This window comes from Streptomyces luomodiensis, from assembly GCF_031679605.1.
GTDB classification, from domain to species: Bacteria; Actinomycetota; Actinomycetes; order Streptomycetales; family Streptomycetaceae; genus Streptomyces; species Streptomyces luomodiensis.
In genome coordinates this window covers 7,715,654-7,739,583 of the sequence record NZ_CP117522.1, presented here as the reverse complement: position 1 = coordinate 7,739,583, position 23,930 = coordinate 7,715,654, and the positions used below count along the sequence as shown (strand labels likewise).

General features: G+C 71.9%; 20 protein-coding genes. 11 read left to right on the top strand and 9 right to left on the bottom strand.

What is annotated here, in order from left to right; genetic code table 11:
• Positions 1-38 precede the first annotated feature (38 nt).
• Positions 39-1,433 carry a 2-hydroxycarboxylate transporter family protein gene (locus PS467_RS32685; RefSeq protein ID WP_311038240.1) on the bottom strand — a complete coding sequence of 465 codons (1,395 nt, stop codon included), beginning with the start codon at positions 1,431-1,433 and terminating at the stop codon, positions 39-41.
• 233 nt (positions 1,434-1,666) lie between these two features.
• On the opposite strand from PS467_RS32685, the gene PS467_RS32680 reads away from it, so the two are divergent.
• The 6 genes from PS467_RS32680 to PS467_RS32655 all read left to right on the top strand — a co-directional run bounded on the left by PS467_RS32680 (position 1,667) and on the right by PS467_RS32655 (position 8,186).
• On the top strand, positions 1,667-2,533 hold the full coding sequence (locus tag PS467_RS32680) for an amidohydrolase family protein (protein ID WP_311038239.1): 867 nt from the start codon (positions 1,667-1,669) through the stop codon (positions 2,531-2,533).
• 166 nt (positions 2,534-2,699) lie between these two features.
• Complete coding sequence (locus tag PS467_RS32675) at positions 2,700-4,109, top strand: sulfotransferase family protein (RefSeq protein ID WP_311038238.1); 1,410 nt, start codon at positions 2,700-2,702, stop codon at positions 4,107-4,109.
• Entirely contained in the window at positions 4,106-5,329 is a 1,224-nt protein-coding gene (locus PS467_RS32670) for a glycosyltransferase family 4 protein (protein WP_311038237.1), read from the top strand. Before PS467_RS32675 ends, PS467_RS32670 begins: the two co-directional genes overlap by 4 nt.
• A 32-nt stretch (positions 5,330-5,361) precedes the next feature.
• The gene (gene cysC, locus PS467_RS32665) at positions 5,362-5,955 is read left to right on the top strand and encodes an adenylyl-sulfate kinase (protein ID WP_432280770.1); all 594 of its coding nucleotides are present in this window, start codon (positions 5,362-5,364) and stop codon (positions 5,953-5,955) included.
• Positions 5,952-6,884, top strand: a complete 933-nt coding sequence (gene cysD, locus PS467_RS32660; protein ID WP_432280665.1) for a sulfate adenylyltransferase subunit CysD — start codon at positions 5,952-5,954, stop codon at positions 6,882-6,884. Before cysC ends, cysD begins: the two co-directional genes overlap by 4 nt.
• Positions 6,885-6,887: 3 nt before the next feature.
• The gene (locus PS467_RS32655) at positions 6,888-8,186 is read left to right on the top strand and encodes a sulfate adenylyltransferase subunit 1 (protein ID WP_311038234.1); all 1,299 of its coding nucleotides are present in this window, start codon (positions 6,888-6,890) and stop codon (positions 8,184-8,186) included.
• Between the two features lie 31 nt (positions 8,187-8,217).
• On the opposite strand, the gene PS467_RS32650 is transcribed toward PS467_RS32655, so the two are convergent.
• From PS467_RS32650 to manD, 6 genes are all read right to left on the bottom strand, one after another.
• Positions 8,218-8,841: a bifunctional 4-hydroxy-2-oxoglutarate aldolase/2-dehydro-3-deoxy-phosphogluconate aldolase gene (locus PS467_RS32650; RefSeq protein WP_311038233.1), complete on the bottom strand. Its 624-nt coding sequence runs from the start codon at positions 8,839-8,841 to the stop codon at positions 8,218-8,220.
• A gap of 95 nt (positions 8,842-8,936) precedes the next feature.
• Entirely contained in the window at positions 8,937-9,956 is a 1,020-nt protein-coding gene (locus PS467_RS32645; protein ID WP_311038232.1) for a sugar kinase, read from the bottom strand.
• Positions 9,953-11,002, bottom strand: coding sequence for an L-idonate 5-dehydrogenase (locus tag PS467_RS32640; protein ID WP_311038231.1), 1,050 nt, complete (start codon positions 11,000-11,002; stop codon positions 9,953-9,955). The genes PS467_RS32645 and PS467_RS32640 overlap by 4 nt, the downstream gene beginning before the upstream one ends.
• Positions 10,999-12,378, bottom strand: a complete 1,380-nt coding sequence (locus tag PS467_RS32635; RefSeq protein WP_311038230.1) for an MFS transporter — start codon at positions 12,376-12,378, stop codon at positions 10,999-11,001. Before PS467_RS32635 ends, PS467_RS32640 begins: the two co-directional genes overlap by 4 nt.
• 140 nt (positions 12,379-12,518) lie before the next feature.
• Entirely contained in the window at positions 12,519-13,991 is a 1,473-nt protein-coding gene (locus tag PS467_RS32630) for a mannitol dehydrogenase family protein (RefSeq protein WP_311038229.1), read from the bottom strand.
• Positions 13,992-13,998: 7 nt separating this feature from the next.
• Positions 13,999-15,207, bottom strand: a complete 1,209-nt coding sequence (manD, locus tag PS467_RS32625) for a D-mannonate dehydratase ManD (RefSeq protein WP_311038228.1) — start codon at positions 15,205-15,207, stop codon at positions 13,999-14,001.
• Between the two features lie 130 nt (positions 15,208-15,337).
• On the opposite strand from manD, the gene PS467_RS32620 reads away from it, so the two are divergent.
• Entirely contained in the window at positions 15,338-16,048 is a 711-nt protein-coding gene (locus tag PS467_RS32620; RefSeq protein WP_268975282.1) for a GntR family transcriptional regulator, read from the top strand.
• Between the two features lie 342 nt (positions 16,049-16,390).
• Positions 16,391-16,792, top strand: a complete 402-nt coding sequence (locus PS467_RS32615) for a cyclase family protein (protein ID WP_311038227.1) — start codon at positions 16,391-16,393, stop codon at positions 16,790-16,792.
• A 30-nt stretch (positions 16,793-16,822) separates the two neighbouring features.
• On the opposite strand, the gene PS467_RS32610 is transcribed toward PS467_RS32615, so the two are convergent.
• The gene (locus PS467_RS32610) at positions 16,823-18,058 is read right to left on the bottom strand and encodes a cytochrome P450 family protein (protein ID WP_311038226.1); all 1,236 of its coding nucleotides are present in this window, start codon (positions 18,056-18,058) and stop codon (positions 16,823-16,825) included.
• A gap of 360 nt (positions 18,059-18,418) precedes the next feature.
• Between PS467_RS32610 and PS467_RS32605 the strand changes: the two genes are divergently transcribed.
• Entirely contained in the window at positions 18,419-19,624 is a 1,206-nt protein-coding gene (locus PS467_RS32605) for an NAD(P)/FAD-dependent oxidoreductase (protein ID WP_311038225.1), read from the top strand.
• Between the two features lie 143 nt (positions 19,625-19,767).
• Positions 19,768-20,712, top strand: coding sequence for an RNA polymerase sigma-70 factor (locus PS467_RS32600; RefSeq protein ID WP_311038224.1), 945 nt, complete (start codon positions 19,768-19,770; stop codon positions 20,710-20,712).
• Positions 20,713-20,740: 28 nt separating this feature from the next.
• On the opposite strand, the gene PS467_RS32595 is transcribed toward PS467_RS32600, so the two are convergent.
• Positions 20,741-21,682: a sigma factor-like helix-turn-helix DNA-binding protein gene (locus PS467_RS32595; RefSeq protein ID WP_311038223.1), complete on the bottom strand. Its 942-nt coding sequence runs from the start codon at positions 21,680-21,682 to the stop codon at positions 20,741-20,743.
• A 537-nt stretch (positions 21,683-22,219) separates the two neighbouring features.
• Here PS467_RS32595 and PS467_RS32590 point away from each other — a divergent pair.
• Positions 22,220-23,878: an N-6 DNA methylase gene (locus tag PS467_RS32590; protein ID WP_311038222.1), complete on the top strand. Its 1,659-nt coding sequence runs from the start codon at positions 22,220-22,222 to the stop codon at positions 23,876-23,878.
• Positions 23,879-23,930: the final 52 nt, after the last annotated feature.

The following is a 23,930-nucleotide window of genomic DNA, read 5'->3' as shown; positions in this document are numbered from 1 at the left end:
TGGGCGGGGACTGTGGGCGGGGACTGTGGGCGGGGCGGTCACAGCCCCACGGTGTGCGCCGCGAGCAGGGCCAGCGCCACGGTGATGCCACCGCCGATCCGGGTGGCGATCTGCGCGAAGGGCAGCAGCCGCATCCGGCCGGCCGCGGTGAGGATGGCGACGTCGCCCGCGCCGCCCATGCCACTGTGGGTGCCCGTGACCAGGGCGCCCTCGATGGGGTGGAGCCTGACCCAGCGGGAGACGACGAACCCGGTGCCGACGAGGGCGCAGACCGTCGCCACCACGGTGACCAGCGGGGCCGGGGAGAAGCCCTTCACCAGCGTCTGCCAGGGGGTCTGGGTGGCGCTGAAGGTGAACAGCATGGGGAACGCCATGGCGGCCAGGCAGAAGTCGTAGACGAACCCGGCGCCCTGCTGGAGGCGGGGCGTGACACCGTGCGCCAGCTTCAGCAGGACCGCGAGGGCCAGCATCACCACGGGCGCGGGCAGGTCGAACAGATCCAGCGCGAGGACACCGGCCAGATAGAGGGTGACGGCGGTGACCCCGGCCGCGGCGACCTGCTGCACGGTGACCGGGGCGGCGGGCCGCTCGCCTTCGGCGGCCGCCAGCGGGTCCGGTCCGCCCGCCACGTCCAGGCGTCCGTGGCCGGTCAGGTCGGGGCGTCGTTTGCCGAGGTGGTTCAGGAGACCGGCGAGGAGGATGGCGGTGAGGTTGCCGACGAACACCGCGGGCAGCACCTGGGCGAGCAGCTCGCCCTGGGTGGCGCTCAGGACGCCGGCGTAGCCGATGGTCAGCGGGATCGCGCCCTCCCCCACGCCACCGGCCATGATGGGGACGACGATGAAGAACACGGTGTGCTTCCAGCCGAGGCCGGTCGCGGTGCCCACGGCGGTGCCGACCACCAGGGCGACGGCGCTGCCCGCGACCAGCGGCGCGAAGATCTTCCCGAAGCCGCGGACCAGCACCCCGCGATCCATGCCCATGATGCTGCCGACGATGACGAAGGCGATGAACAGGCTCAGCACCTTGGTGTCGCCGAAGAAACCGCCGATGGAGGTGAGCGCGGCACTCGGGATCAGCCCCTGGTAGGCCAGGTACGACGGCACCAGCGTCACGAAGATCGCCGCCCCGCCGATGCCGCGGACCAGGGGGAGCCGCTTGCCGAGCTCGCCCAGGGCGAAGGCGAACACGCACATGACGCCGATGACCACGGCGAGCTCACCGGTGATGTTGTCCGTCGCGGTCAGCGCCGCGATCAGCGCGGCGAGGGCGATGAACACCGGCAGCGGAACGATCCCGATGTCGAAGTCCATCCCCCGGCGCCACAGGCGCCCCGCCCGCGTCGAAGGCGGCACGGAATCCGTGGCCACCGGCGCTTCGGCGGAGTGCTTCGCTCCGGAGGAGATGCCTGAGGAGCTGGTGATATCGGACATAGCGGTGTCCTTTTGCGGCTCAAGGGGGCCCAAGGGGGCTCAGGGACTCAAGGGGCTCAGAAGGCTGGCCCAGGGGGCTCAAGGGACGGGGATCAGGCAGGTGGCCGCCGCGTCCTCGGCATGCCACCGCCAGGGATACACAAACACACGGCTTGGTTTTTTGGAAGACTGTTGTACCAAGAAATTCGGGAGTAGGGTCCCCGGCGAAACCCGTGAAACAAGGAGCCGCCCCCGTGGCCGTACCCCTCCCCGAGGCCCTCCCCGACGGCGCCTGTGACGCCCATGCGCACGTCTTCGGCCCCGCCACCCGCTACCCCTACGCACCCGACCGCGGCTACACCCCGCCCGACGCCCTGCCCGCCGAACTGACCGCCCTGCACCGCCGCCTCGGCATCACCAGGACCGTCCTGGTCCAGCCCAGTCCCTACGGCACGGACAACTCCCGCCTGCTGGACGCGCTCGGCGCACTCGGCCCGAGCGCGCGGGGAATCGCCGTGATCGCGCCCGGCACCGACCGCGCGTCACTGGCCACGATGGAACGGGCAGGGGTCCGCGGCACCCGCGTCAACCTGGGCGTCCACACGACGACGGACGCCGAGCGCGCCCGGCGGCGGATCGAGGAGACCGTCCGCACGATCAGCGCGGTCGGCTGGCACCTGGAGCTGCACGCCGGTTCCCGCACTCTGGCGTCCCTGGCCGACACGCTCGCCGACCTCCCGGTTCCCGTCGTCCTCGACCACTTCGCCCGCGTCACGCCGGGGGCGAAGGACGAGCCCGACGCGCTGAAAACCGTCCTCGGACTCCTGGAAACCGGGCACGTGTGGCTGAAGCTCTCCGCCCCCTACCGGGTCGCCGGTGACTACGACGATGTGCGGGACATCCTGGCCACACTGGTCGCGGCCCGCCCGGACCGCCTGCTGTGGGGCTCCGACTGGCCGCACACCGGCGGCACCCCCGCCGACCGGAACCCGCGCCGTGTCCAGCCGTACCTGCCCGTGGACGACGAGCGGTCCCTGACCCTGCTCACGACGCTGCTCGGCGAGGAACCGACCCACCGGGTGCTGGTCACCAACCCGGCGGCCCTGTACGGATTCGCCTGACGAGTTCGGCTGGCGGATTCGCCTGACGGGTTCGGCTGGCGGGTTCGCCTGACGGGTTCGGCTGGCGGGTTCCGCCATCACCGCCGGCGTCGGCCGAAACGCGTCTTACGGAATTCTCAGGGTCTTCCGTCCCTCCTCTCAGGAACGGTGCCTAACTTGGCGCGACATGAAGTTCCTCCGTCAGCTCAACGCACAGCTGGGGTCCCGGACGGGCTACGCCATCCGCCGGGTGGCACCGCCCGCGCGGGCGGTGTCCAAAGCCACCGCCGGGGCCTCCTCGAAAGCAGCCGCCGTCACGTCCGGGGCGGCTCGCGTCACCTTCCGGCCACCCGCCGAACCGGAAACCGACCGGCTGCTGCGCAAACCGGTCTTCATCATCTCGCCCGTACGGTCCGGCTCGACGCTGCTGCGGCTGCTGCTGAACGCCCACTCCCAGCTGCACTCCCCGCATGAGCTGCACGTACGGAGGCTGGAGGTCCGCCCCGGCACCACGTTGAGCGAGCGGGCCATGGCGGAGCTGGACTTGGACCGCGCCGATCTGGAACACCTGCTGTGGGACCGGGTGATGCACCGGGAGCTGATCCGGGTGGGCAAGCCCGTCATCGTCGAGAAGACGCCCAGCAACGCCTTCGCCTATCAGCGGCTCGCCGCGTGCTGGCCCGACGCCCGCTTCCTCTTCCTGTTGCGCCACCCCGCCTCCATCGCCCGCTCCTGGCACGAGGCCGATCCGGACAAGCGCGACCCGGACGAGGCGGCGCTGGACGCGCTGCGCTATATGCGAGCCGTCGAGCGCGCCCGTAAGGCGCTGCCCGGCCACACCGTGCGGTACGAAGAGCTGACCGCCGATCCCGAGGCGGCCCTGCGGGGCATCTGCGCGTTCCTCGGCGTCGAGTGGGAGCCCCGCATGCTCGCATACGGTGCCCGGGGCGAGGATCAGCTCCGGAAGGGCCTCGGGGACTGGAAGGAGAAGATCCGCACCGGACGTGTCCAGCCCGGCCGCGCACTGCCCGCCCACGACGAGATCCCTGAACCCCTGCGATGTATCAGCGCGGCCTGGGGCTACACCACAGCTCCCGCCGATGGGCGGGACGCGCCTCGGGCCGCTGACGGCGGGCATGCGGAGGTCGCCCAGGTCTGGGCGCGGGAGGGGAGCATCCGCGTGGCCGGCGACATCCACGGCGCACCGCCCGGCGCCCCTCCCCACGCCTGGCAGCTCGCCCTCGTCCTGCGCGGCCACCCCGAGCGTCGGCGCACCTACGCGGCGCCGCTCGACGGCGTCCGCTTCGATGTGACCGTACCGCTGTCCGAACTCGCGCCGGGAGAGGTCGAACTGCCCGCCGTGTGGGACGCGTACCTGAGCGGACAGGACGACGACGGCGGGGCGGTGCGGCTGCGTCTCGGGCGGCGGCTGGACGGGGTGGCCGACAAGAAGAAGGTGATGGTCTTTCCCGCGCAGCCGCTGCCGGCGGGTGCGGGGACGGGGACGGACGTGGCGGCCAGGCCGTACTACACCGTCAAGGACAACCTGTCCATCGAGTGCGTGCCGACCCCCGGTGAGGTGCGGACCCGCACATGATGATCCGCTATCTGCTGCTGCACGCCTACGGGATGGGCGGCACCATTCGCACCGTCTTCAACCAGGCATCCGCCATGGCCGCCGCCGGTCACGAGGTGGAGATCGTCAGCGCCCGCCGAGGCCGCACGGAACCCAGGTTTCCACTCGATCCGAGGGTGCGGCTCGTCCCCCTCGTCGACGAACGCGAGCGGGAGAAGTCCGGAGCCGGAGCCGGACCCGCCGGCGAGGACAGCCCGTTCGCCTGGCTGCGGTCCCGGCGCACGAGGAGCGCGCGCGAACACCGGCCGGCGTACGTACCGGCGGGGGAGTTCGGCGCCCAGTTCTTCACCCCCGAGGTGGAACGCGCCGTCATCCGCCATCTGCGCGGTCTGGACGACGGCGTCCTGGTCTCCACCCGCCCCGGGCTCAACCTCCTCGCGGCCCGCTTCGCGCCCAGACACCTGCCCCTCGTCGCGCAGGAACACATGAATCTGCGCTCGCACCGCCGCGACGTCCAGGCGGCGATAGCCCGGACTTACGGACGCTTCGACATCATCGCCGTACTCACCGAGGGCGATCGCGAGGCGTACGAACAGACGCTGCCCGGCGCCCGGGTGGTGTGCGTCCCCAACGCGGTGCACAAACCGCCGCGCCAAGCGGGCAACTACCCCGCGCACATCGCCGTCGCGGCCGGGCGGCTGCTGCCACAGAAGGGCTTCGACCTGCTGATCCCGGCCTTCGGCCGGGCCCTTGAGCACCACCCGGACTGGCAGCTGCGCATCTACGGCTCCGGACCCCAGCACACGGCGTTGCGCAACCTCATCGACGAACACCACCTCTACAACAACGTGTTCCTGATGGGCCACACCTCCGACCTGGACGGGGAACTCACCAAGGCGTCCCTGTACGTCCTCAGCTCCCGCTTCGAGGGCCTTCCCATGGTCATGATCGAGGCCATGGCGCTCGGGCTGCCCATCGTGAGCTTCGACTGCCCCACCGGGCCGCGCGACGTCCTGACCGACGGCAAGGACGGCTTCCTCGTCCCACCGGGCGACACCGCCGCGCTCGCCGGAGCGCTGACCCGGCTGATGGACGACGAGGGCCGGCGCGCCGACATGGGAGCCGCCGCGCTCGACTCGGCACGCGCCTACGCGCCCGACTCCATCCAGCCGCGTTGGCAGCGCCTCTTCGAGACCCTGCACCCCGCCTCCCGGGGTGCCCGACCGGGGAGGCCCGCGTGACGGACCTGGCCTCCCAGGGAGCGACCGCTCCCCTGACGGACTCGGACGCAGCCGGCCCCCGCACCAGGCGGGACAAGCCGGAAGCGACACCGGCCACCGGCTTCACCGTATGGCTGACCGGCCTGCCGAGCGCGGGCAAGACGACGATCGCCACCGCGCTCGCCGGACTCCTGCGCGCCACGGGCCGCCGGGTTCAGGTGCTGGACGGCGACGAGGTCCGCGCCACCGGCTCCCTGGGGCTCGGCTTCTCCCGCGCCGATCGCGAGACCCATGTGCGGCGCGTCGGCTACGCCGCCCAGCGCATGGCCGCACGGGGTGCCTGCGTCCTCGTCCCCGTGATCGCTCCCTACGCCGGCAGCCGGGCCGCCGTCCGCACCCGCCATGAGGCGGAGGCCACACCCTATGTCGAGGTGCATGTGGCCACGCCGGTCGAGGTGTGTTCGCGGCGGGACGTGAAGGGCCTGTACGCCCAGCAGGCGGCGGGCGAGCCGACGGGGCTGACGGGCGTCGACGACCCGTACGAGCCGCCCGAGAGCCCGGACCTGCGGCTGGACACCCGGGACAGCACCGTCTCCGCCTGCGCCGGCAGGCTCTACGCCCACCTGATGGAGAGGGGGCTGGTGTGACGGGCTCATCCTTCACCGGTGTGACGTACCCACCGTTCACGCTGACGCATGTGGACGCGCTGGAGTCGGAGGCGGTGCACATCTTCCGCGAGGTCGCGGGGGAGTTCGAACGCCCGCTGATCCTCTTCTCCGGCGGCAAGGACTCCCTCGTGATGCTGCACCTGGCGCTGAAGGCGTTCGCCCCGGCGCCGCTGCCCTTCGGGCTGCTGCACGTGGACACCGGCCACAACTTCCCCGAGGTGCTGCGCTTCCGGGACGAGACCGTGGCCGAGCACGGCCTGCGGCTGCACGTGGCCTCGGTGCAGCGGTACCTCGACAACGGCAGGCTCCGCGAGCGTCCGGACGGCACCCGCAACCCCCTCCAGACGCTGCCGCTGCTGGAGGCCATCAACGAGCACCGGTTCGACGCGGTGTTCGGCGGCGGGCGCCGGGACGAGGAGAAGGCCCGCGCCAAGGAGCGGGTGTTCTCGCTGCGGGACGAGTTCGGCGGCTGGGACCCGCGCCGCCAGCGCCCCGAGCTGTGGCAGCTCTACAACGGCCGCCACTCCCCCGGCGAACACGTGCGGGTCTTCCCGCTGTCGAACTGGACCGAACTGGACGTGTGGCAGTACATCGCCCGGGAGAAGATCGTCCTCCCCTCGATCTACTACGCACACCGGCGGGAGGTCTTCTCCCGCTCGGGGATGTGGCTCGCACCCGGCGCATGGGGCGGCCCCAAGGACGGTGAGCGGGTGGCGACCCGGCTGGTGCGCTACCGCACCGTCGGCGACATGTCCTGCACCGGCGCCGTGGACTCGGACGCGGACACGGTCGAGAAGGTGATCGCCGAGATCGCCGCCTCCCGGCTGACCGAACGGGGCGCCACCAGGGCCGATGACAAGCTCTCCGAGGCCGCGATGGAAGACCGCAAGCGGGAAGGCTACTTCTAGACGATGCGCACGACAGCCGAGAGCACCGAGCCGTCGGCGGCCACCGCGCTGCTGCGGTTCGCCACCGCCGGGAGTGTCGACGACGGCAAGTCCACCCTGGTGGGCCGTCTGCTGCATGACTCCACGTCGGTGCCGTCCGACCAGCTGGAGGCGGTCTCGCGGGCCTCGCGGGCACGCGGCCAGGAGACCCCCGACCTGGCGCTGCTCACCGACGGGCTGCGGGCCGAGCGCGAGCAGGGCATCACCATCGACGTGGCGTACCGCTACTTCGCCACCCCCCGGCGGCGGTTCATCCTCGCGGACACCCCCGGCCATGTGCAGTACACCCGGAACATGGTCACCGGCGCCTCCACCGCCGAACTCGCCGTGGTCCTGGTGGACGCCCGCAACGGCGTGGTCGAGCAGACCCGCAGGCACGCCGCCGTGGCCGCGCTGCTGCGCGTCCCGCACGTGGTGCTGGCCGTCAACAAGATGGACCTGGTGGACTACGCCGAGGCCGCCTTCGCCACGATCGCGGACGAGTTCGCCGGCTACGCCGCCTCCCTGGGCGTGCCGGAGGTGACCGCCGTCCCGATCTCCGCGCTGGCGGGCGACAACGTGGTCACCCGCTCGGCGCACATGGACTGGTACAGCGGGCCGACCGTCCTCGAACACCTGGAGACGGTCCCGGTGACCCACGACCCGACCGACGACCCGGCGCGCTTCCCCGTCCAGTACGTCATCCGGCCGCGCACCGCCGAGCATCCCGACTACCGGGGCTACGCGGGCCAGTTGGCGTCCGGCGTGCTGCGGGTCGGCGACCGGGTCACCGTCCACCCCGCCGGCCGCTCCAGCACCATCGCGGCGATCGACGCGCTGGGGCAGTCGGTGGAGGTGGCCTGGGCGCCGCAGTCGGTCACCCTCCGGCTCGCCGACGACCTGGACATCTCCCGCGGCGATCTGATCGCACCCGCGAACGCCCCGGTACGGGCCGGCCAGGATCTGGCCGCGACCGTCTGCCATCTGCACGACCGCCCGCTCAGGCCCGGTGACCGGGTGCTGGTCAAGCACACCACTCGCACCGTCAAGGCCATCGTCAAGGAGATCCCCACCCGCCTGACCCTGGCCGACCTCTCACAGCACCCGGACCCCGGCGAACTGGCCGCCAACGACATCGGCCGCGTCGTCCTGCGCACCGCCGAGCCGCTGGCCGTGGACCCGTACGCCGCGTCGCGCCGCACCGGCTCGTTCCTGCTGATCGACCCGGCCGACGGCAGCACCCTGACCGCCGGAATGGCGCGGGCCGCCACAGGCTCACCCTGACTCGCCGGCACCATCACGCCGGCCCCGTTCCTCAGCGGGTCGCGTGCCGCATCGCGGCCGCGGACCGGGCGGTGACCTCGTCCCAGCGGGCCTCGCCGAGCAGGGTCCGGTCCACCATCCAGCTGCCGCTGACGGCGGGTACGGCGGGGAGGGCGAGGTAGTCGGCCATGGTGGCGGCGGTCACCCCTCCCGACGGCATGAAGGAGATGCCGGGGAAAGGGGCCGCGAGGGCGCGGATGGCGGCCGGGCCGCCCAGCAGTCCCGCCGGGAAGACCTTGACCTCGGTGAGGCCGAGGCCGACCGCGGCCATGAGGTCCGAGGCGGTGGCCACGCCGGGCAGCGCCGGGACCCCGAGCGCGCGGGCCCGGTCGACCACACCGGCGGAGAGGCCGGGGCTGACGACGAACCGCGCCCCCGCGGCCACCACGTGGTCGACCTGGTCGGGCACCAGCACCGAGCCCGCGCCGACGCGCATCCCGGGCAGCGCCGCCAGGGCGCGGATGGCGTCGACGCCGGCGGCGGTGCGCAGGGTGATCTCGACGACGTCGATGCCGCCGGCGAGCAGTGCCTCGCCGAGGGGCAGCGCCTGCGCGGGGTCGTCGAGCACGACCACGGGTACGACGGGGCAGGTGTGCAGCAGGGACTGGGCGGGCACGGCGTTCCCTCGGTCCGGTGGGTTCACGGCGTTTTCCCGGTCCGGTGGGTTCATGGTGTTTCCCCGGTCCGGTGGGTTCGGTGCACAGCGGGAGGTCATCGGATGACCTCCTCGTCGTCGGACCGGGCCGCGAGTTCCTCGCGGGTGGGCAGCCCTTCCCAATCGCCCGGCGCGGCGCAGACCGCGGCGCCGAGGAGGTTCCCGGTGCTGAGGCAGTCGGCTACGGGGGCGCCGCCGACGACACCGCTGAGGTAGCCGGCGACGAAGGCGTCGCCCGCCCCCACGGCGTCGACGACGGTGACGGGCCGGGCCGGTGCCCGGTGGGTCTCGCCGTGGCGCAGGGCCAGGGCGCCGAGGGCGCCGAGCTTGACCACGACCGTTCCGGGCCCCAGCCGCGCCAGTTTCCGGGCCAGGGCCGCACCGGTTTCGACGTCCGCCGGCTCGTGCCGGGGCTCGTCCGTGCCGAGCAGCAGCGCCGCCTCGGCGGGCCCGGCGAAGAGGAGGTCGGCCAGGGAGGCCAGCCGGGTCAGCACCGGGGCCGCCTCGGACCGCGGCCACAGCGTCGCCCGGTAGTTGACGTCGAACGAGACGAGGGTTCCCGACGACCGGGCGGTGGCGATGGCGTGTTCGACGGCGGCGAGCGGACCGGGGCCGAGGGCGGGGGTGATGCCGGTCAGGTGCAGCACGTCGGCCGCCGCGACGGCCGCTTCGTCGACGTCGGCCGCGGACAGGTGGGAGGCGGCGCTTCCGCTCCGGTAGTAGCGGATCCGCCGGGGCAGACCGCCGCGCAGTTCCTTGAGCATCAGCCCGGTCGGGGCGGTGTCGTCCCGGTGGGCGACGACCTGGACCCCTTCGGCGCGGATCTCCCGGATGACGTAGGTTCCCAGGGCGTCGTCGCCGACCCGGCTGATCCAGGTGGCCGGGACGCCCAGCCGGGCGAGTCCGATGGCGACGTTGGACTCCGCTCCGCCGATCCCGACGGGCAGGGCCGACCCGGCGGTCACGCGGCCCTGCGCCGGCGTGGTCAGCAGCGCCATGGTCTCGCCCAGGGTCACCACCGCTCCGGGTGCGGTGCCGGCGGGCGGGTGGGGGCCGTCGCGGTGCGCGGTGGTCAACGCGGGCCTCCTGCCGGGTCCTGGCCGAGCCGGAGCAGGACCTTGCTGCTGCCGCTGGTGCGGTCGGCCGCCACGGCCAGGGCCTCGGCCGCCTGGTCGAGGTCGAAGGTGTGGGTGATGAGCGGCGTCACGTCCAGGCCGTCGCGCATGGCCCGCAGTGCGTCACTGATCTCGTCGACGAACCGGTAGGAGCCGATCCAGGTGATCTCACGGGTCACCAGGTCGCCGAGGACGGCGGGGGCGGCGGTGCCGGGGAGGTTGCCCACCTGCACGAGGGTGCCGCCACGGGCGGTGGCGCGGAGCACGGGGCCCAGTGCCGCCGGCGCTCCCGATGCCTCGAAGACGAGCTCGACGTCGTCGGGGAGCAGGTCGCCGCGCGCGGTGTTGCGCAGCTCGTCGGCGCCCAGGGCGCGGGCGACGGCGAGGGAGGAGTCGTTGATGTCCGCGGCGACGACCGTGGCCGCGCCGCGCAGCTTCGCCGCGGCGACGACCAGCGATCCGATCGGGCCGGCTCCGTTGACGAGGACGTGCCGGCCGCGCAGGTCACCGGCGCGGTGCACGGCGTGCAGCGCGACGGCGAGGGGCTCGGCCAGGGCACCGTGCCGCGTGCTCACACCGTCGGGCAGCGGTCTGAGCTGCTCGGCGCGGACGGCCCTGAACTCGCTGAAGCCGCCGTCGGTGTGCGGGTCGAAGGCGGCCGAGCCGAAGTACCGCACGCGCGGGTGGAGGTTGGTGCGCCCCGCGATCCGGTCCGGCAGGGCCCCGTCCCCGACGGTCCGGGCCGGGTGGACGGTGACCGGCTGCCCGGCCTCGAACCCCGCTACCCCGGTCCCCAGCCGGACGATGCGTCCGGCGACCTCGTGCCCGAGGACCATGGGGTGCTTCAGGACGGCCGTGCCGGACCCGCCGTGGCGCCAGTAGGCGAGGTCGGAGCCGCAGATGCCGCCCCACTCCATGGCGATGAGCACCTCCCCGGCGCCGGGGACCGGATCGGGCAGGTGATCGATCCTCAGATCACCGGCACCGTGTACGACGACGGCCTTCACAGGGCGTCCTCCCATCGGACGAGATCGCGTCCCCGGGTCTCGGGGGCGAGCCAGGCGGAGACGAAGGTGATGAGCGAGTAGCAGATGAGCATGGCGGCGATCGGCCACCAGTGGTGCGTGGCGGCGGTCAGCGTCGCCGCGATGACGGGTCCGACGGCGGTGGCCAGGATGCCGCCGATCTCCTTGGCCACGGCGAGCTGGGTGAAGCGGGTGCGGGAGCCGAAGAGTTCCGCCATCGTGACGCTCTCCAGGGAGAACGGGCCGAGGACGGCGATGTTCAGACCGAGGACGACCGCGAGGGTCAGCGCCACGCTGCCGCCGTGGGCGACGACGGCCATCATGGGCAGCGCCAGGACCATGGTCAGCCCGGTCAGCGCGAGGTAGACCGGCCGCCGGCCGAACCGGTCGCCGAGCGCTCCGGCCACGGGGACGGTGACGAAGCCGAGCAGCGAGCCGTAGACGATGGCGGTGGTCGGGACGGACCGGTCCACCGTCAGCGTGGTGGCGATGTAGCCCACGAGGAAGGTCTGGATGAGACCCGAGTTGCCGGCCTGGCCGAAGCGCAGCCCCAGCGCCAGGAAGAACGCCTTGCCCTTGCGCCGGTGCGGCCCGGTCCCGAGGCCGCTCCGCTGTTCGGCGGCGGTGGCCGCCTCGGCCTCCTCGCGCGGCAGCGCGACGCCGTCGACGACGTCGGGCCGTTCCTCGAACACGGGGCTTTCCTTCAGGTTCGAGCGCAGCCACACGGCGAAGAGCAGCAGCAGGAAGCTGCTCAGGAACGGCAGCCGCCAGCCCCAGCTGAGCAGCTGTTCGTCGGAGAGGACGCCGAGCAGCACGGCCCACAGGGCGGAAGCGGCCAGCGTGCCCGAGTTGGTGCCGAGGGACACCAGGGAGGCGATCAGGCCACGGCGCCTGACCGGTGCGTACTCGGTCAGCATCGCGGTGGCGCCCGCGATCTCCGCGCCCGCGCCGAAACCCTGGATCAGGCGCAGCGCGACGAGCAGGGCCGGGGCGGCGATCCCGATCGTCGCGTAGGACGGCAGCGCGCCGATGAGCGTGGTCGACGCTCCCATCAGGACGATGGTGATGAACAGGACCTTCTTGCGGCCGATCCGGTCTCCCAGGCGACCGAAGTAGACGGCACCGGCCAGGCGCGCGACATAGCCGACCCCGTAGGTCGCCATCGCGGCGATCAGCCCGATGGCGGGGCTGACGTCGGGGAAGAAGATCTTGTCGAAGACGACGGCCGCGGCGAGCGAGTACAGCTGGAAGTCCATGAACTCCATCGCCGTACCGAGCCAGCCGGACACCGCGGCCCGGGTCAGGTCCCGGGTCGACCGGGTGGCGCGGTCGGGTGGCGTCTGGGTGGTGTGCGTCATCGTGCGCCTCCTTGCGTCACGTGCCGTTCGCCCCTGTCGCTGTGGTGTGGATCGGATGGCCGGTGGGCAGGCCGGCGCGACCGTTCGGTGCGGGTCGGGTCTTGGGGTCGGGTCTTGGCGGGAGTGGTCCGGTTGGATGTTCAGAGTTCGATCCGGCCCGCGCGCAGCGCCGGAAGCCGGGCGGCCACCGCGGAGACGAGATCCGGCTGCTCGGCCAGGTCGGGTGCGCCGATCGCCGCCAGCAGCCGCGCGACCGGTGTCGCCGGGTCGGTCGCCCGTTGCCAGCAGCGGGCGAGCGCCTCCGCGGCGGGATCGGTCATCCCGTGGAGCCGGCCGCCGGCGTCGCCGGGCCGGGTGGCGTCGGCCCACGCCGCGAGCGCCAGCTCCATAACGGGTGTGGGGGTTCCGTCCGCTCTGAGGGCGCGCAGCGCGTCCAGCCACCGTTCGGGGATCTTGAGGGAGCCGTCCGAACCGATCTGGCGCAGCAGATGCCGTATCGCCGGGTTGCGGAAGCGGGTCACCAGGTCCTCGACGTACTTCTGCGGGTCCGGTCCGGCCGGCGGAAGGGTGCGGGCGACCTCCGCGCCGAAGCCGCGGACGAGCCGCTCCCCCCAGTCGGTGTCCATCGCCTCGGCGACCGTCCGGCAGCCCGCGGCCGCGCCCAGGTAGGCCAGGGCCGAGTGCGCGCCGTTGAGCAGCCGCAGCTTCGTCAGCTGGTACGGCGCGACGTCCGGTACGACGAGCGCGCCGTCGAGCTCCCAGCGCGGCCGCGCCGCCCGGAAGGAGTCCTCCAGCACCCACTGCCGGTAGGGCTCGCCGGACACGGCCATCTCGTCGCGCAGGCCCAGGGCGGCCGACGCGGCGTCGCGGTCCTCGGGCGTGGTGGCCGGGACGATGCGGTCGACGACCGTCGCGGGGAAGGCGACCGCGGTCGCCAGCCAGTCCAGCATCGCCCGCCGGTCCGGCCAGGCCGAGGCTTCGGTGAACTCGCGCACCACACGGGCCAGGGCCGCGCCGTTGCCGGCCGCGTTGTCGCAGGAAACGACGTTGACCGGGGCCGCGCAGCGGCGGAAGCGGGCGGCGAGCGAGCCGGCCAGCCGTCCGACCACGGTGGCCATCTCGGCGCGCCCCGCCTCGGCCGTGGCGGCGAGGTCGGCGGCGATCCCGGGTTCCCGGAGGTCCAGACCGCCGGTGCCGGGGTGGCGCGCGTAGCCCTTCTCGGTGACGGTCAGCGTCACCGTGGTCACCTCCGGGGAGGCCAGCAGTGCGTCGATCCGGGCGGCGTCGGGACGCATCACCAGGGCGTCCACGACGGAGCCGACCACGCGGGTGCGGCCCCGGCCCAGGGTGCGGTCGGTCACCGAGTACAGGAAGTCCTGGGCGCGCAGGGCCGTCGCCGTCGCGGCGGAACGGGGCGCGACGGCGACGATGCCCCATGGTTCGCCGGAGCGCGCCGCGGCGGTCTCGGTGTAGACCGCCTGGTGGGCCCGGTGGAAGGCGCCCAGTCCGAAGTGGACGATACGGGGGCGCAGCTCGCGGGGGTCGACGGGCGGGCGCTGGGCCGGCGGGAGCCGGTCCAGGGCGGCCCGGCGGAGCGGGTGGTGCGTGGTCACGGGTTCCTCACCAGTCGTGGACCGAGCCGTCCAGGCGGCGGGCCACCGGTAGGTAGCGGCGTTCGTACGGGAAGCGCTCGGCCGCCTCGTCGTCGTACTCGATACCCAGGCCGGGGACGTCCGCGGGGTGGAGCATGCCGTCCTCGAAGCGGACCTCGCTGCGGAAGACCTCCATGGTCTCGGCGACGTGCGGCATGTACTCCTGGATGCCGAAATTCGGCACGGCGGTGTCGACGTGGACCGCTGCCGCGAGCGTGATCGGTGACAGGTCCGTCGCTCCGTGGGATCCGGTGCGGACCTGGTAGAGGGCCGCCAGGTCGAAGATCCGGCGCAGATGCGTGATACCGCCGGCGTGCACGACCGTGGTCCGCACGTAGTCGATGAGCTGCTCGGTGATCAGGTGCTGCACGTCCCAGATCGAGCTGAGCACCTCGCCGACCGCGATCGGGGTGGTGGTGTGCTGCCGGATGAGCCGGAACGCCTCCTGGTTCTCCGCGGGGGTCGGGTCCTCCATCCAGAACAGCCGGTAGTCCTCCACCCGCTTGCCGAACCGGGCCGCCTCGATGGGCGTCAGCCGGTGGTGGACGTCGTGCAGCAGGTGGAAGCCGAAGCCGAAGCGGTCACGGACGGCCTCGAGGTAGGTGGGCGCGAAGTCCAGGTACGCCTCCGTGGACCATGGCTGCTCATCCGGCAGGGAGTGGGCGGCGGGCTCGTAGACGGTGCCTTTGCGCACTCCGTAGCTGCCGCCGATGTCCGGGACGGCGGCCTGCGCCCGGATGGCCTGGTAGCCCAGGTCGCGGAAGCGCGCCACATCGTCGAGCAGCGAGGGCACGTCGGTGCCGCTGGCGTGCGAGTAGACCAGTACGCCGTCCCGGGAGCGGCCGCCGAGGAGCTGGTAGACGGGCAGCCCGGCGACCTTGCCCTTGATGTCCCACAGGGCGGTGTCGACCGCGGCGATCGCGGTCATGGTCACCGGGCCGCGGCGCCAGTACGCGCCGCGGTACAGGTACTGCCACATGTCCTCGATGCGGGCCGGGTCGCGGCCGATCAGCAGCGGGACGACGTGGTCGCGCAGATAACCGGCCACCGACAGCTCCCGGCCGTTCAGTGTGGCGTCCCCCAGTCCGGTGACGCCGTCCGAGGTCGTCAGCCGCAGGGTGACGAAGTTGCGGCCCGGCGAGGCCACGAGGACCTCGGCCCGTTCGATCCTGCTCATGGGTTCCCCATTTCCTCGCCCCGTCCGACATGGCGTGTCCTGGCATAGCAGCCCTGGTATACAAGCACCGGTCGATGAGCCGGTCAAGCTGGTGTACTAGTCCTTCAGCCCTGTCTACTAAGGTGGGCGCATGGCTGGACCCGACAGGCGGCGCACCAATCGCCGCGTCGTCTACGAGACGCTCCGGCGCAGAGTCCTGACCCTGGATCTCCCGCCGGGCAGCGCGCTGTCCGAGAACGAGCTGGCCGCGGCCCTCGGTGTCAGCCGGACCCCGGTGCGCGAGAGCCTGATCCTGCTGGCCGAGGAGGGCCTCGTCCAGGTCTTCCCGCAGGTGGGCTCGTTCGTCTCACGGGTCGACCCGGACCGCGTCGCGGACGCCCAGTTCATCCGCGAGGCCGTGGAGCTGGCAGCGCTCGACGACCTTCCCGCGGACCTGGACCCAGGTCTGGTCGCCGATCTGCGCGGCAACCTCGCCCGCCAGCGGGAACCCGGGATCGACGTGGAGGAGTTCTTCGCGCTGGACGAGGCGTTCCACCACGGGCTCCTGCACCTGAGCAGCCATGGCCGCGCCTGGTCGACCGTGGTGTCCGCCAAGGGCCATCTGGACCGCGCCCGCCGCCTCGGCCTCGAGGCCAGCTCACCGGCGGTCTTCGCCGACCAGCACGAGAAGATCTTCGAGGCCGTCCTCGACCATGACCTCACGCGCGCCCGCAGCACCATGCGGCACCACCTGCGCGCGGTCTTCGAGGACATCGAGCAGATCCGGGAGCGTTCGCCGGAGCTGTTCGCCTCCAACACCCAAGCGGTGCCGGTGCGGCGGAACGTCGTCGTCTGGGAGTGAGCCACTGCGAGTGAGCCGCGACAGGCGGCCACCCGAGCGCCTCCCCCGCCACGCCCCAGCGCCGCGCGGCCGCTGACCATGCGCCGCCGCCGGTAACACCTCACCGTCGCCCCGGTGCGTCCGTCGCCAGGGTGCGCTCGTGTCACAGCACACTCTTGACCGGCTGTTCGACCGGCGCTTGTATACCACGACTGATACGTCAGCGGGCCGCCTGGCGTTCACGCCGCGTTCTCCGGCATCCCCGCAGGAGCGGGCCGAGCCTCCCCGATCCGGGCGGGCCGTTCCCTGCAAGTCCACCGGCACCTGTCTCCCGCGGCGCGCCATGCCCGATCCCCGTACGTGGTGTCCGTCCGCTCCCGCGGACACCGCGGCAACGCATTCGCCGAGTTCGAGGCGGCGTACGGCCCGGTCGGCCCCGGGGACTTCGCCCTGGTCGACTGCGGCTGGGCCGGCCGCTGGAACACCCCCACCTACCTGGAGCCATGGCCGTACGTATCCGTCGAACTGGCCGCCGCCCTGCTCGAACGGGGAGTGCGGATGATCGCCGTGGACACACCGTCCCCCGATCCGTCCGACTCACGCGCATGCCCGGTGCACCGGCTGCTGCTCGGCGCGGACGTGCTCATCGGCGAGAACTTCACCCACCTCGACCGGCTGACCGGCTGGAGCCTGCTCACCCTGGCCCCGCTCGCCGTCAAGGACGGTTCGGGCGCCCCCGTACGGGCCATCGCCCACTGCCCCTGACCGGTCGCACGGCCGGCACGCGTCCGCGGCTCACCGCTGGTCGACGGCGCGCAGCCGCACGGGGAGTTCCTGGTGACCGTTGCTGATGAGGGTGGGTACCGGTGGCAAAGCGTCGGCCGGTACCGCGAGCGACACGGCGGGGAAACGCTCGAAGAGCTGACGCAGGGCTTCCGCGACTTCGAGACGGGCCAGGGGAGCGCCGAGGCAGAAGTGCACGCCGTAGCCGAATGCCAGGTGGTCCTTGACCTCGCGGGTGACGTCGAAGGTGTCGGCGTCGGGCCCGTGCCACTCGGGGTGACGGTTGGCGGCCGCGTACGCGGCGAGGATGGGGTCCCCCGCGGAGATGGTCTGCCCGTCCGGCAGGTCGATGTCGGTGACGGCGAAGCGCATGGGCAGGTACGTGATGGCGGGCTCGGTGCGCAGGGTCTCCTCCACCACGTCCTCCCAGGCGGCCTGGCCGGTGCGGACGAGGTGAAGCTGGTCGGGTGCGGTCAGCATGGCGAAGACGGCCTGGTCGATGACGTTGACGGTCGTTTCGTACCCGGCATTGATCATGAGGATCAGCGTGTCGCGCAATTCCGCGTCGGTGAAGCCGGAGCCGTCCGCTTCCTCGTCACGGGCCGCTATGAGGAAGGAGGTCATGTCGTCGCCGGGGTTGCGGCGCTTGGTGGCGATCAACTGGTCGGTGGTCTCGAAGAGACGCGCGGTATTGGCCTGGGCCTGCTCAGGCGTGAGCGTACTGTCGAAGACGTTGTCGACGAGCTGCCGAAAATCGTCCCGCTGGTCTTCCGGCACACCCATCAGGTGGCCGATCACATTGATGGGCAGCGGGTAGGCCAGCCGCTCACGCAGATCCACCACCTGCCCGGCGGGCACCGAGGCAAGGTCGTCGATCAGTTCGGTGACCATGGCCGCTACGGTCGGCTTCAGCGTGGCGATGCGGCGTGCGCTGAAGGCCGGGGAGACCATCCGCCGCAGTCTGCGGTGGTCCGCGCCGTAGGCGGTGAGCATGCTCTGCACCTCGATCCACAGGGCGAGCGGCCACGTGCGCGTCGTCTCCTCGAAAGCCGGGTAGTGAGCGCGGCCGTTCTTGGAGACATCAGGGCTGGTGAGCAGGGTTTTGAGGAGGGCAGGGTCACTGACCGCCCAGGCGGACAGGCCGAGGATGTCCACGCGGGTGGCCGGACCACGAGCCCGCAGGGCCCGGTGTTCCGCGTGTCGGTCGGCACCGCCTGGATCGATGACGAACGGGAGGGACAGGGACATGTCTCTTCTCCTTCAGTCCGCGGTGGCGGAGCGGAGGGATTCCACGGTGATCTCCTCGCCGTGTTGCGGATGCACAGTGATGACCGGGGTGACCCGGCTGTGTGTGACAGGACGTCGGAGGTGACGTGCCTCTCATCCGGCCTGTCCCCCTGGCCCCCTTCCCTCCGGCCTGTCCCCCGGGCCTGTCCCCGGCGGACGGCGGAGTTCGACGTCAGCCGGCCACACCTGTCACAGATGCGCACCGCACTCGGTCATGACTGCGGAACGGTCGTGGGACCTGGGCGCCCGAACGCGGCATTCGCGGGACGGTGTGCCAGGCCCCCGCCACGCATGTGGCAGTCAGCAGGCTAGGGAGGAACGATGAAGAACGTCCTGGTGGTTGGCGGTGGCTTCGCAGGTGTGTGGGCCGCGGCGGGAGCCGTACGGACCGCGCGGCAGGCCGGCAAGGCCGGTGAGGAACTCCGGGTGACCCTGATCAGCGGCGGTGACGACCTGGTGATTCGTCCCCGCCTCTACGAGGACGACCCGGAGAGCAAGCGGGTGCCCTTGGACCGTGTCCTCGGCCCGATCGGCGTCCGCCGCGTCACCGCGACGGTGACGGGCATCGACACCCGAGCCCGTACCGTCCGGGCCGTCGAGCGGACGGGCGGGGAACGGACCCTCGCCTACGACAAGCTCGTCCTGGCCACCGGAAGCCAGCTGGTGCGCCCTGACGTCCCCGGCGCACAGCACGTCTTCGACATCGACACCCTGCCCTCGGCCGCGGCGCTCGATCACCACCTGCGGCGGCTGCCCCGGCGTGCCGCCTCCGCGGGCCGGTACACGGCAGTCGTCGTGGGCGCCGGATTCACCGGCGTGGAGATCGCCACCGGCCTTGGCGAGCGGTTGCGCGCCCTCGCCGGTGCGCAGGGTACGGGCGAGGAGGTGCGGGTCGTACTGGTCGACCGTGCCGATGTCCTCGGCCCGGAGCTCGGCCCTGGCCCGCGTCCGAGCATCGAGGGTGCGATCGACGAACTGAAGATTGAGTGCCGGCTGGGACGTACCGTGGCTTCGGCCACCGCCGAGGAGGTCGCCCTTTCCGATGGCGAGGTGATCCCCGCGGCGACCGTCGTATGGACGGCCGGCATGGCCGCCAGCCCTTTGACCGCCCAGATTCCTGGAGAGCGGGACCGGCTGGGACGGCTCGGCGTGGACGCGTATCTCCGGGTGCCCGGAGTTCCCGACGTGTACGCGGCCGGCGACACCGCGGTCGCGCCGGCGGAGGAGGGGCACCTCACGCTGCAAAGCTGCCAGCACGCCCTGCCGATGGGCAAGTTCGCCGGACACAATGTGGCGGCTGACCTTCTGGGAGCCGAGCCCCTGCCCTTCGCTCCGGATCCCTACACCACCACCTTGGACCTCGGACCGGTCGGCGCCGTCTCCACAGCCGGCTGGGACCGGGTGGTGCGGATGGCCGGCGAGGAGGCCAAGCGTCTCAAGCAGGACATCAATACGGTGTGGATCTACCCCCCGCTCGACGACGCCGAGCAGCTCCTCGCCCAGGCCGGTCGCTTCTCCAACCTCTGACGACACGGCTGCCGGTGCTTCCGCGACCGAGCGCGTCCGAGGTGCGGGACGGCCTCGGCCGTCCCGCCGTACCGTAGCCGTGCGACAACCGTGTGCTCCTGTCACGGGACAGCCACAACCGGAGGAACGGAGACCTCAGGATCATGCATGTCGAACCGTCTCCCACGGAGTCCCCCACGGCAAGTGATCTCGAAGAGGCCGTCTCCGTCTTCGTGCGGCACCGATTACGTCTCTTCGGAATCGCCTACCGCGTGCTCGGCAGCGCGGCCGAGGCCGAGGACGTGCTCCAGGAAGTGTGGCTGCGCTGGCAGAGGACCGACCGCTCCGCGGTGGTCAGCCCGGTGGCCTTTCTCTCGAGCACGACGACCCGTCTGGCCATCAACGTCGCACAGTCGGCGCGGGTCCGTCGGGAGACCTACATCGGACCGTGGCTGCCCGAGCCCGTCGACACGAGTGCGGACCCCGCACTGGGCGCGGAGCGCGCGGAGGCCCTGGAGATGGCTCTGCTGCTGGTGCTGGAGAAGCTGAGTCCCACCGAGCGCGCCGCATACGTACTGCGCGAGGCGTTCGATTACTCCTATCCCGAGATCGCCGAGATCCTTCACCTCAGTGTCGTCAACGTGCGGAAGATCGTGAGCCGCGCTCGTCAGCACCTGTCGGACGAGCGGCGCGAGAGCGTGGACACGACGGAGCACCGACGCCTGCTGAACGCCTTCGTCTCAGCGGCTCGAACGGGGGACGTGGCCTCGTTGGAAGCACTTTTCGCGCCCGACGTCGTCAGTCTGACCGATGGCAACGGGATGCGGGGCGCCGCTCGTATCCCTGTGCTGGGCCGTGCCCGCGTGGCCAACCTCTCGACGTCCTATCCGCGGTTCTGGCGGGATGTGGACCTCGGGCTGGTCGATGCCAACGGCCGTACGAGCTTGATGATCCACCGAGATGGCAAGCCCTCCGCGTTCGTGGCGATAGCCGCCTCGACGGAGGGCATCCACAAGCTGATGTGGGTGCTGAGCCCGAGCAAGATCGCCGCATTCCTCGGTTCGCGTTCCCGCTTCGCGACCGGCGTCAGCCCTGCGCCTGGTGTGTGACCGCGGCACGGCGCCGGCCGCTGAGTGATCAGGACCAGCCGTCGCCCCGGTGTGCCGGGCTCCGGCCGGAGCCGGAGCCACCGGTTTCCGGGGTGTGGTTCCAGGCATCGAGTTTGTCGGGGTTGAGGGTGACCCAGACCTGTGCGATGTGGCGGTCGGCGATGTCGAGGCTGATGACGGCGGCGACTTGGCGGTCGTAGCGGACGACGAGCCCGGTGCGGCCGTTGACGGAGTGCGTGGCCAGGGTGGTGCGGGGGCGGTCGGCCAGCAGGGTGAGCAGGCTGTGCGCGACCCGTCGGCTGCCGTGGACGGGGCCGGCCAGTGCCCGGACTTTACCGCCGCCGTCGAAGAACGCCGTGGCGTCCGGGGACAGGAGCGAGGCGAGCAGTGCGGCGTCTTCGGCGGCGCAGGCGTCGCGAACGGCGCGGGCGAGGGAGTCGTGCCGTTCGGGTGTCGTGGGGAGTGAGCGCTGAGCGCGAAGCCCGCGGCGGACCCGGTGGGCGAGTTCGGCACACTCCGCCTCCGTGCGTCCCACGATGTCGGCGATCGCGCCGGAGGTCATCCCGAAGACGTCGTTGAGCACGAACGCCGCCCGTTCGGCGGGCGACACGGAGTCCAACGCGTCCAGCAGCGCCCGGCTGACCTCCCCCTCCACCACCGCCCACGGCCCTTCGCCGTCCGCCGCCCGTGTTCGGCGCCCTCCCCCGCGGCCGCCCGCGCGGCCTCCCGCGCCCCGGCCGGGCAGGACGAGACGTCCCAGGCAGATCCCGCCGGCGGTCTTCGCGAGCCAGGAGCGAGGAGCCGTGATCTGCTCGCGCCCCGCGTCCGACAGCCCGTACCACCGGCGATAGGTCTCATCGACGACGCATTCCGCCTCACCGCGGTTGCCCAGCATCCAGTAGGCCACATCCAGCAGATACCGACGCTCGTCGAGCAACTCCGCGATCGGCACCACGTCACCGTGATCCATACGGCGTCCTCCTTCCCGGCTCAATCGTTAGACCGGGTACGCGCGGATCTTGTGACACCACTTCCCCACCATCACGAGCGGGCCGACCCCGTCCGTCCGCTCGGCCCCCACCGCACAGGGTGCCGACGCGGGCCATCCCGCCGACAGCGGCCGCGCCGAGGCCGCCGTCGGCCCGAGGAACGGCACATCCCCACGGTCGACGCCCCTCACGACCGTGCTGACGCCGACGTAGCTGCAGGCTCAAGCTCGCGCAGCGTCTGCTTCGTGGGTCCATCAGCGTGCTTTCGCCACCCAGACGTTGACAGGCAGCGCACGGATTATCACTTTGTTGCCCGTTTGGTTGCGCGTCACCTCCGCGTCAGCGGGGAGCCGGAAGGAATCGGGCCACCCTGCACTCAGGACCAGAGCGAGGGCGACTGGTCGAGAACACGTGACATCACACCGGTCCAGTACACGCAAGATTTTGACATCGGCATGTGTATGTAGTTAACGGATATTGGTCACGAATATGGGCGACAGCCCGTGTACACTGAAACCATGACGGACAGTGCCGCTTCATCGGTCGGACCTCTTGTCACCGGCTCCGAGATCGCTCGGCTGGCCGGAGTGACACGGGCCGCTGTCTCCAACTGGCGTCGGCGTTACGACGACTTCCCCGCGCCGGCGGGAGGTGCTGCGAACAGTCCGCTCTACGCGCTCACCGAGGTCCAGGAATGGCTGGACAGGCAGCGCAAAGGTCGGGAGGTATCGCCCGAGGTCGAGCTGTGGCAGGCCATGCGGGCCGCGTACGGCGAACAGATGGTCGCGGGCCTGGCGCAGGTGGCCGGGGCGCTGGCAGGAGGACACGAGCCGGGACTGCCGGATGACATCGCCGTCCGGGTACGGGGTCTCGCCCGGACGGGAGCACCCGCCGACCTCGTGCACGGGCTGACCGAACGGTTCATGGACTCCGCTCGTCGTACGGGATCGGACCAGGTGACTCCCGAGCGCGTGGTGCGGGCTGTATGTCACTTCACCCCGGAGCTGCCGGCCGACTCCACGGTCTTCGATCCGGCCTGCGGAATCGGGGTGCTGCTCCTGTCCGTAGCCTCCACATCGGGGATGTGCTGCCGCGGCCAGGAGATGGACGCCGACAGCGCCCGTTTCGCACAGCTCCGCGCCGATCTCCTGGGCCGCTCGGAAGTACTCGTCGTGGCAGGTGACTCGCTGCGCGCGGACGCGTGGCCGGATCTCAAGGCGGACCTGGTCGTCTGTGACCCGCCGGCCGGCGTAACCGAGTGGGGGCGGGAAGAGCTGCTGCTCGACTCCCGCTGGGAACTCGGTACCCCCTCCAAGGCCGAAGGGGAGCTCGCGTGGCTCCAGCACGCCTACGCGCACACCGAACCCGGCGGACACGTCCTCATGGTCATGCCTGCCTCAGTCGCCTACCGAAAGGCAGGCCGCCGCATCCGGGCGGAGCTCGTACGCCGGGGCATCGTGCGCCAAGTGGTCGCCCTGCCACCGGGGACGGCGACCTCTCACGCCCTGCCCGTCCACCTGTGGTGTCTGCGGCGCCCCGAGAACACGGGAGCCGCGGACGCGAACCACACCGTGCGCATGGTCGACCTGACCGGCAACAGCCCCGACGGAAGCCTGGAACCACGCCCCGAACAGGTCGCCGAGGTGCCGCTGATCGAGCTTCTCGACGACACGGTCGACCTGACCCCCGGCAGCCATCTGCGGGTCCGGCACCGGGACTATCCGGGTGAATACGCCGCCCTCCGCGAGGAGCTGGAGGACCAGATCCGTCGCCTCGCCACCCTCCTGCCCGAGCTTGCGCCGGGCGGCGGCCCAGGCTCCCTGGACGGGGCCACCACCAGCGTCGCGGATCTCGTCCGCGCCGGACTCGTCGCGCACGACGCCGGCCCGGAACCGGTGTCGGCCAGCGAGCAGCTCGACACGGACTTTCTGCAGGGTTTCGTGCGCAGCTCCGTCAACGCCCGCCGGTCCACCAGTGCCAGTGGGACCTACCGCTTCGACAGCAGGGGCTCACGTATCCCTCGCATGGGCATCGACGACCAGCGGCGGTACGGCTCCGCTTTCCGGGCCCTGTCCGCATTCGAGGCGGGAATGCGCAGGGTCGACGAGCTGAGCCGGCAGCTCGCCGAAGTCGCCCGTGACGGCCTCGCCACGGGCGCCCTGACGCCGCCGGAGTGAGGACGGTGCGGGGCGCCTCGGGTAGGTGTCCCGCACCCGTCCGCTCCGGGTG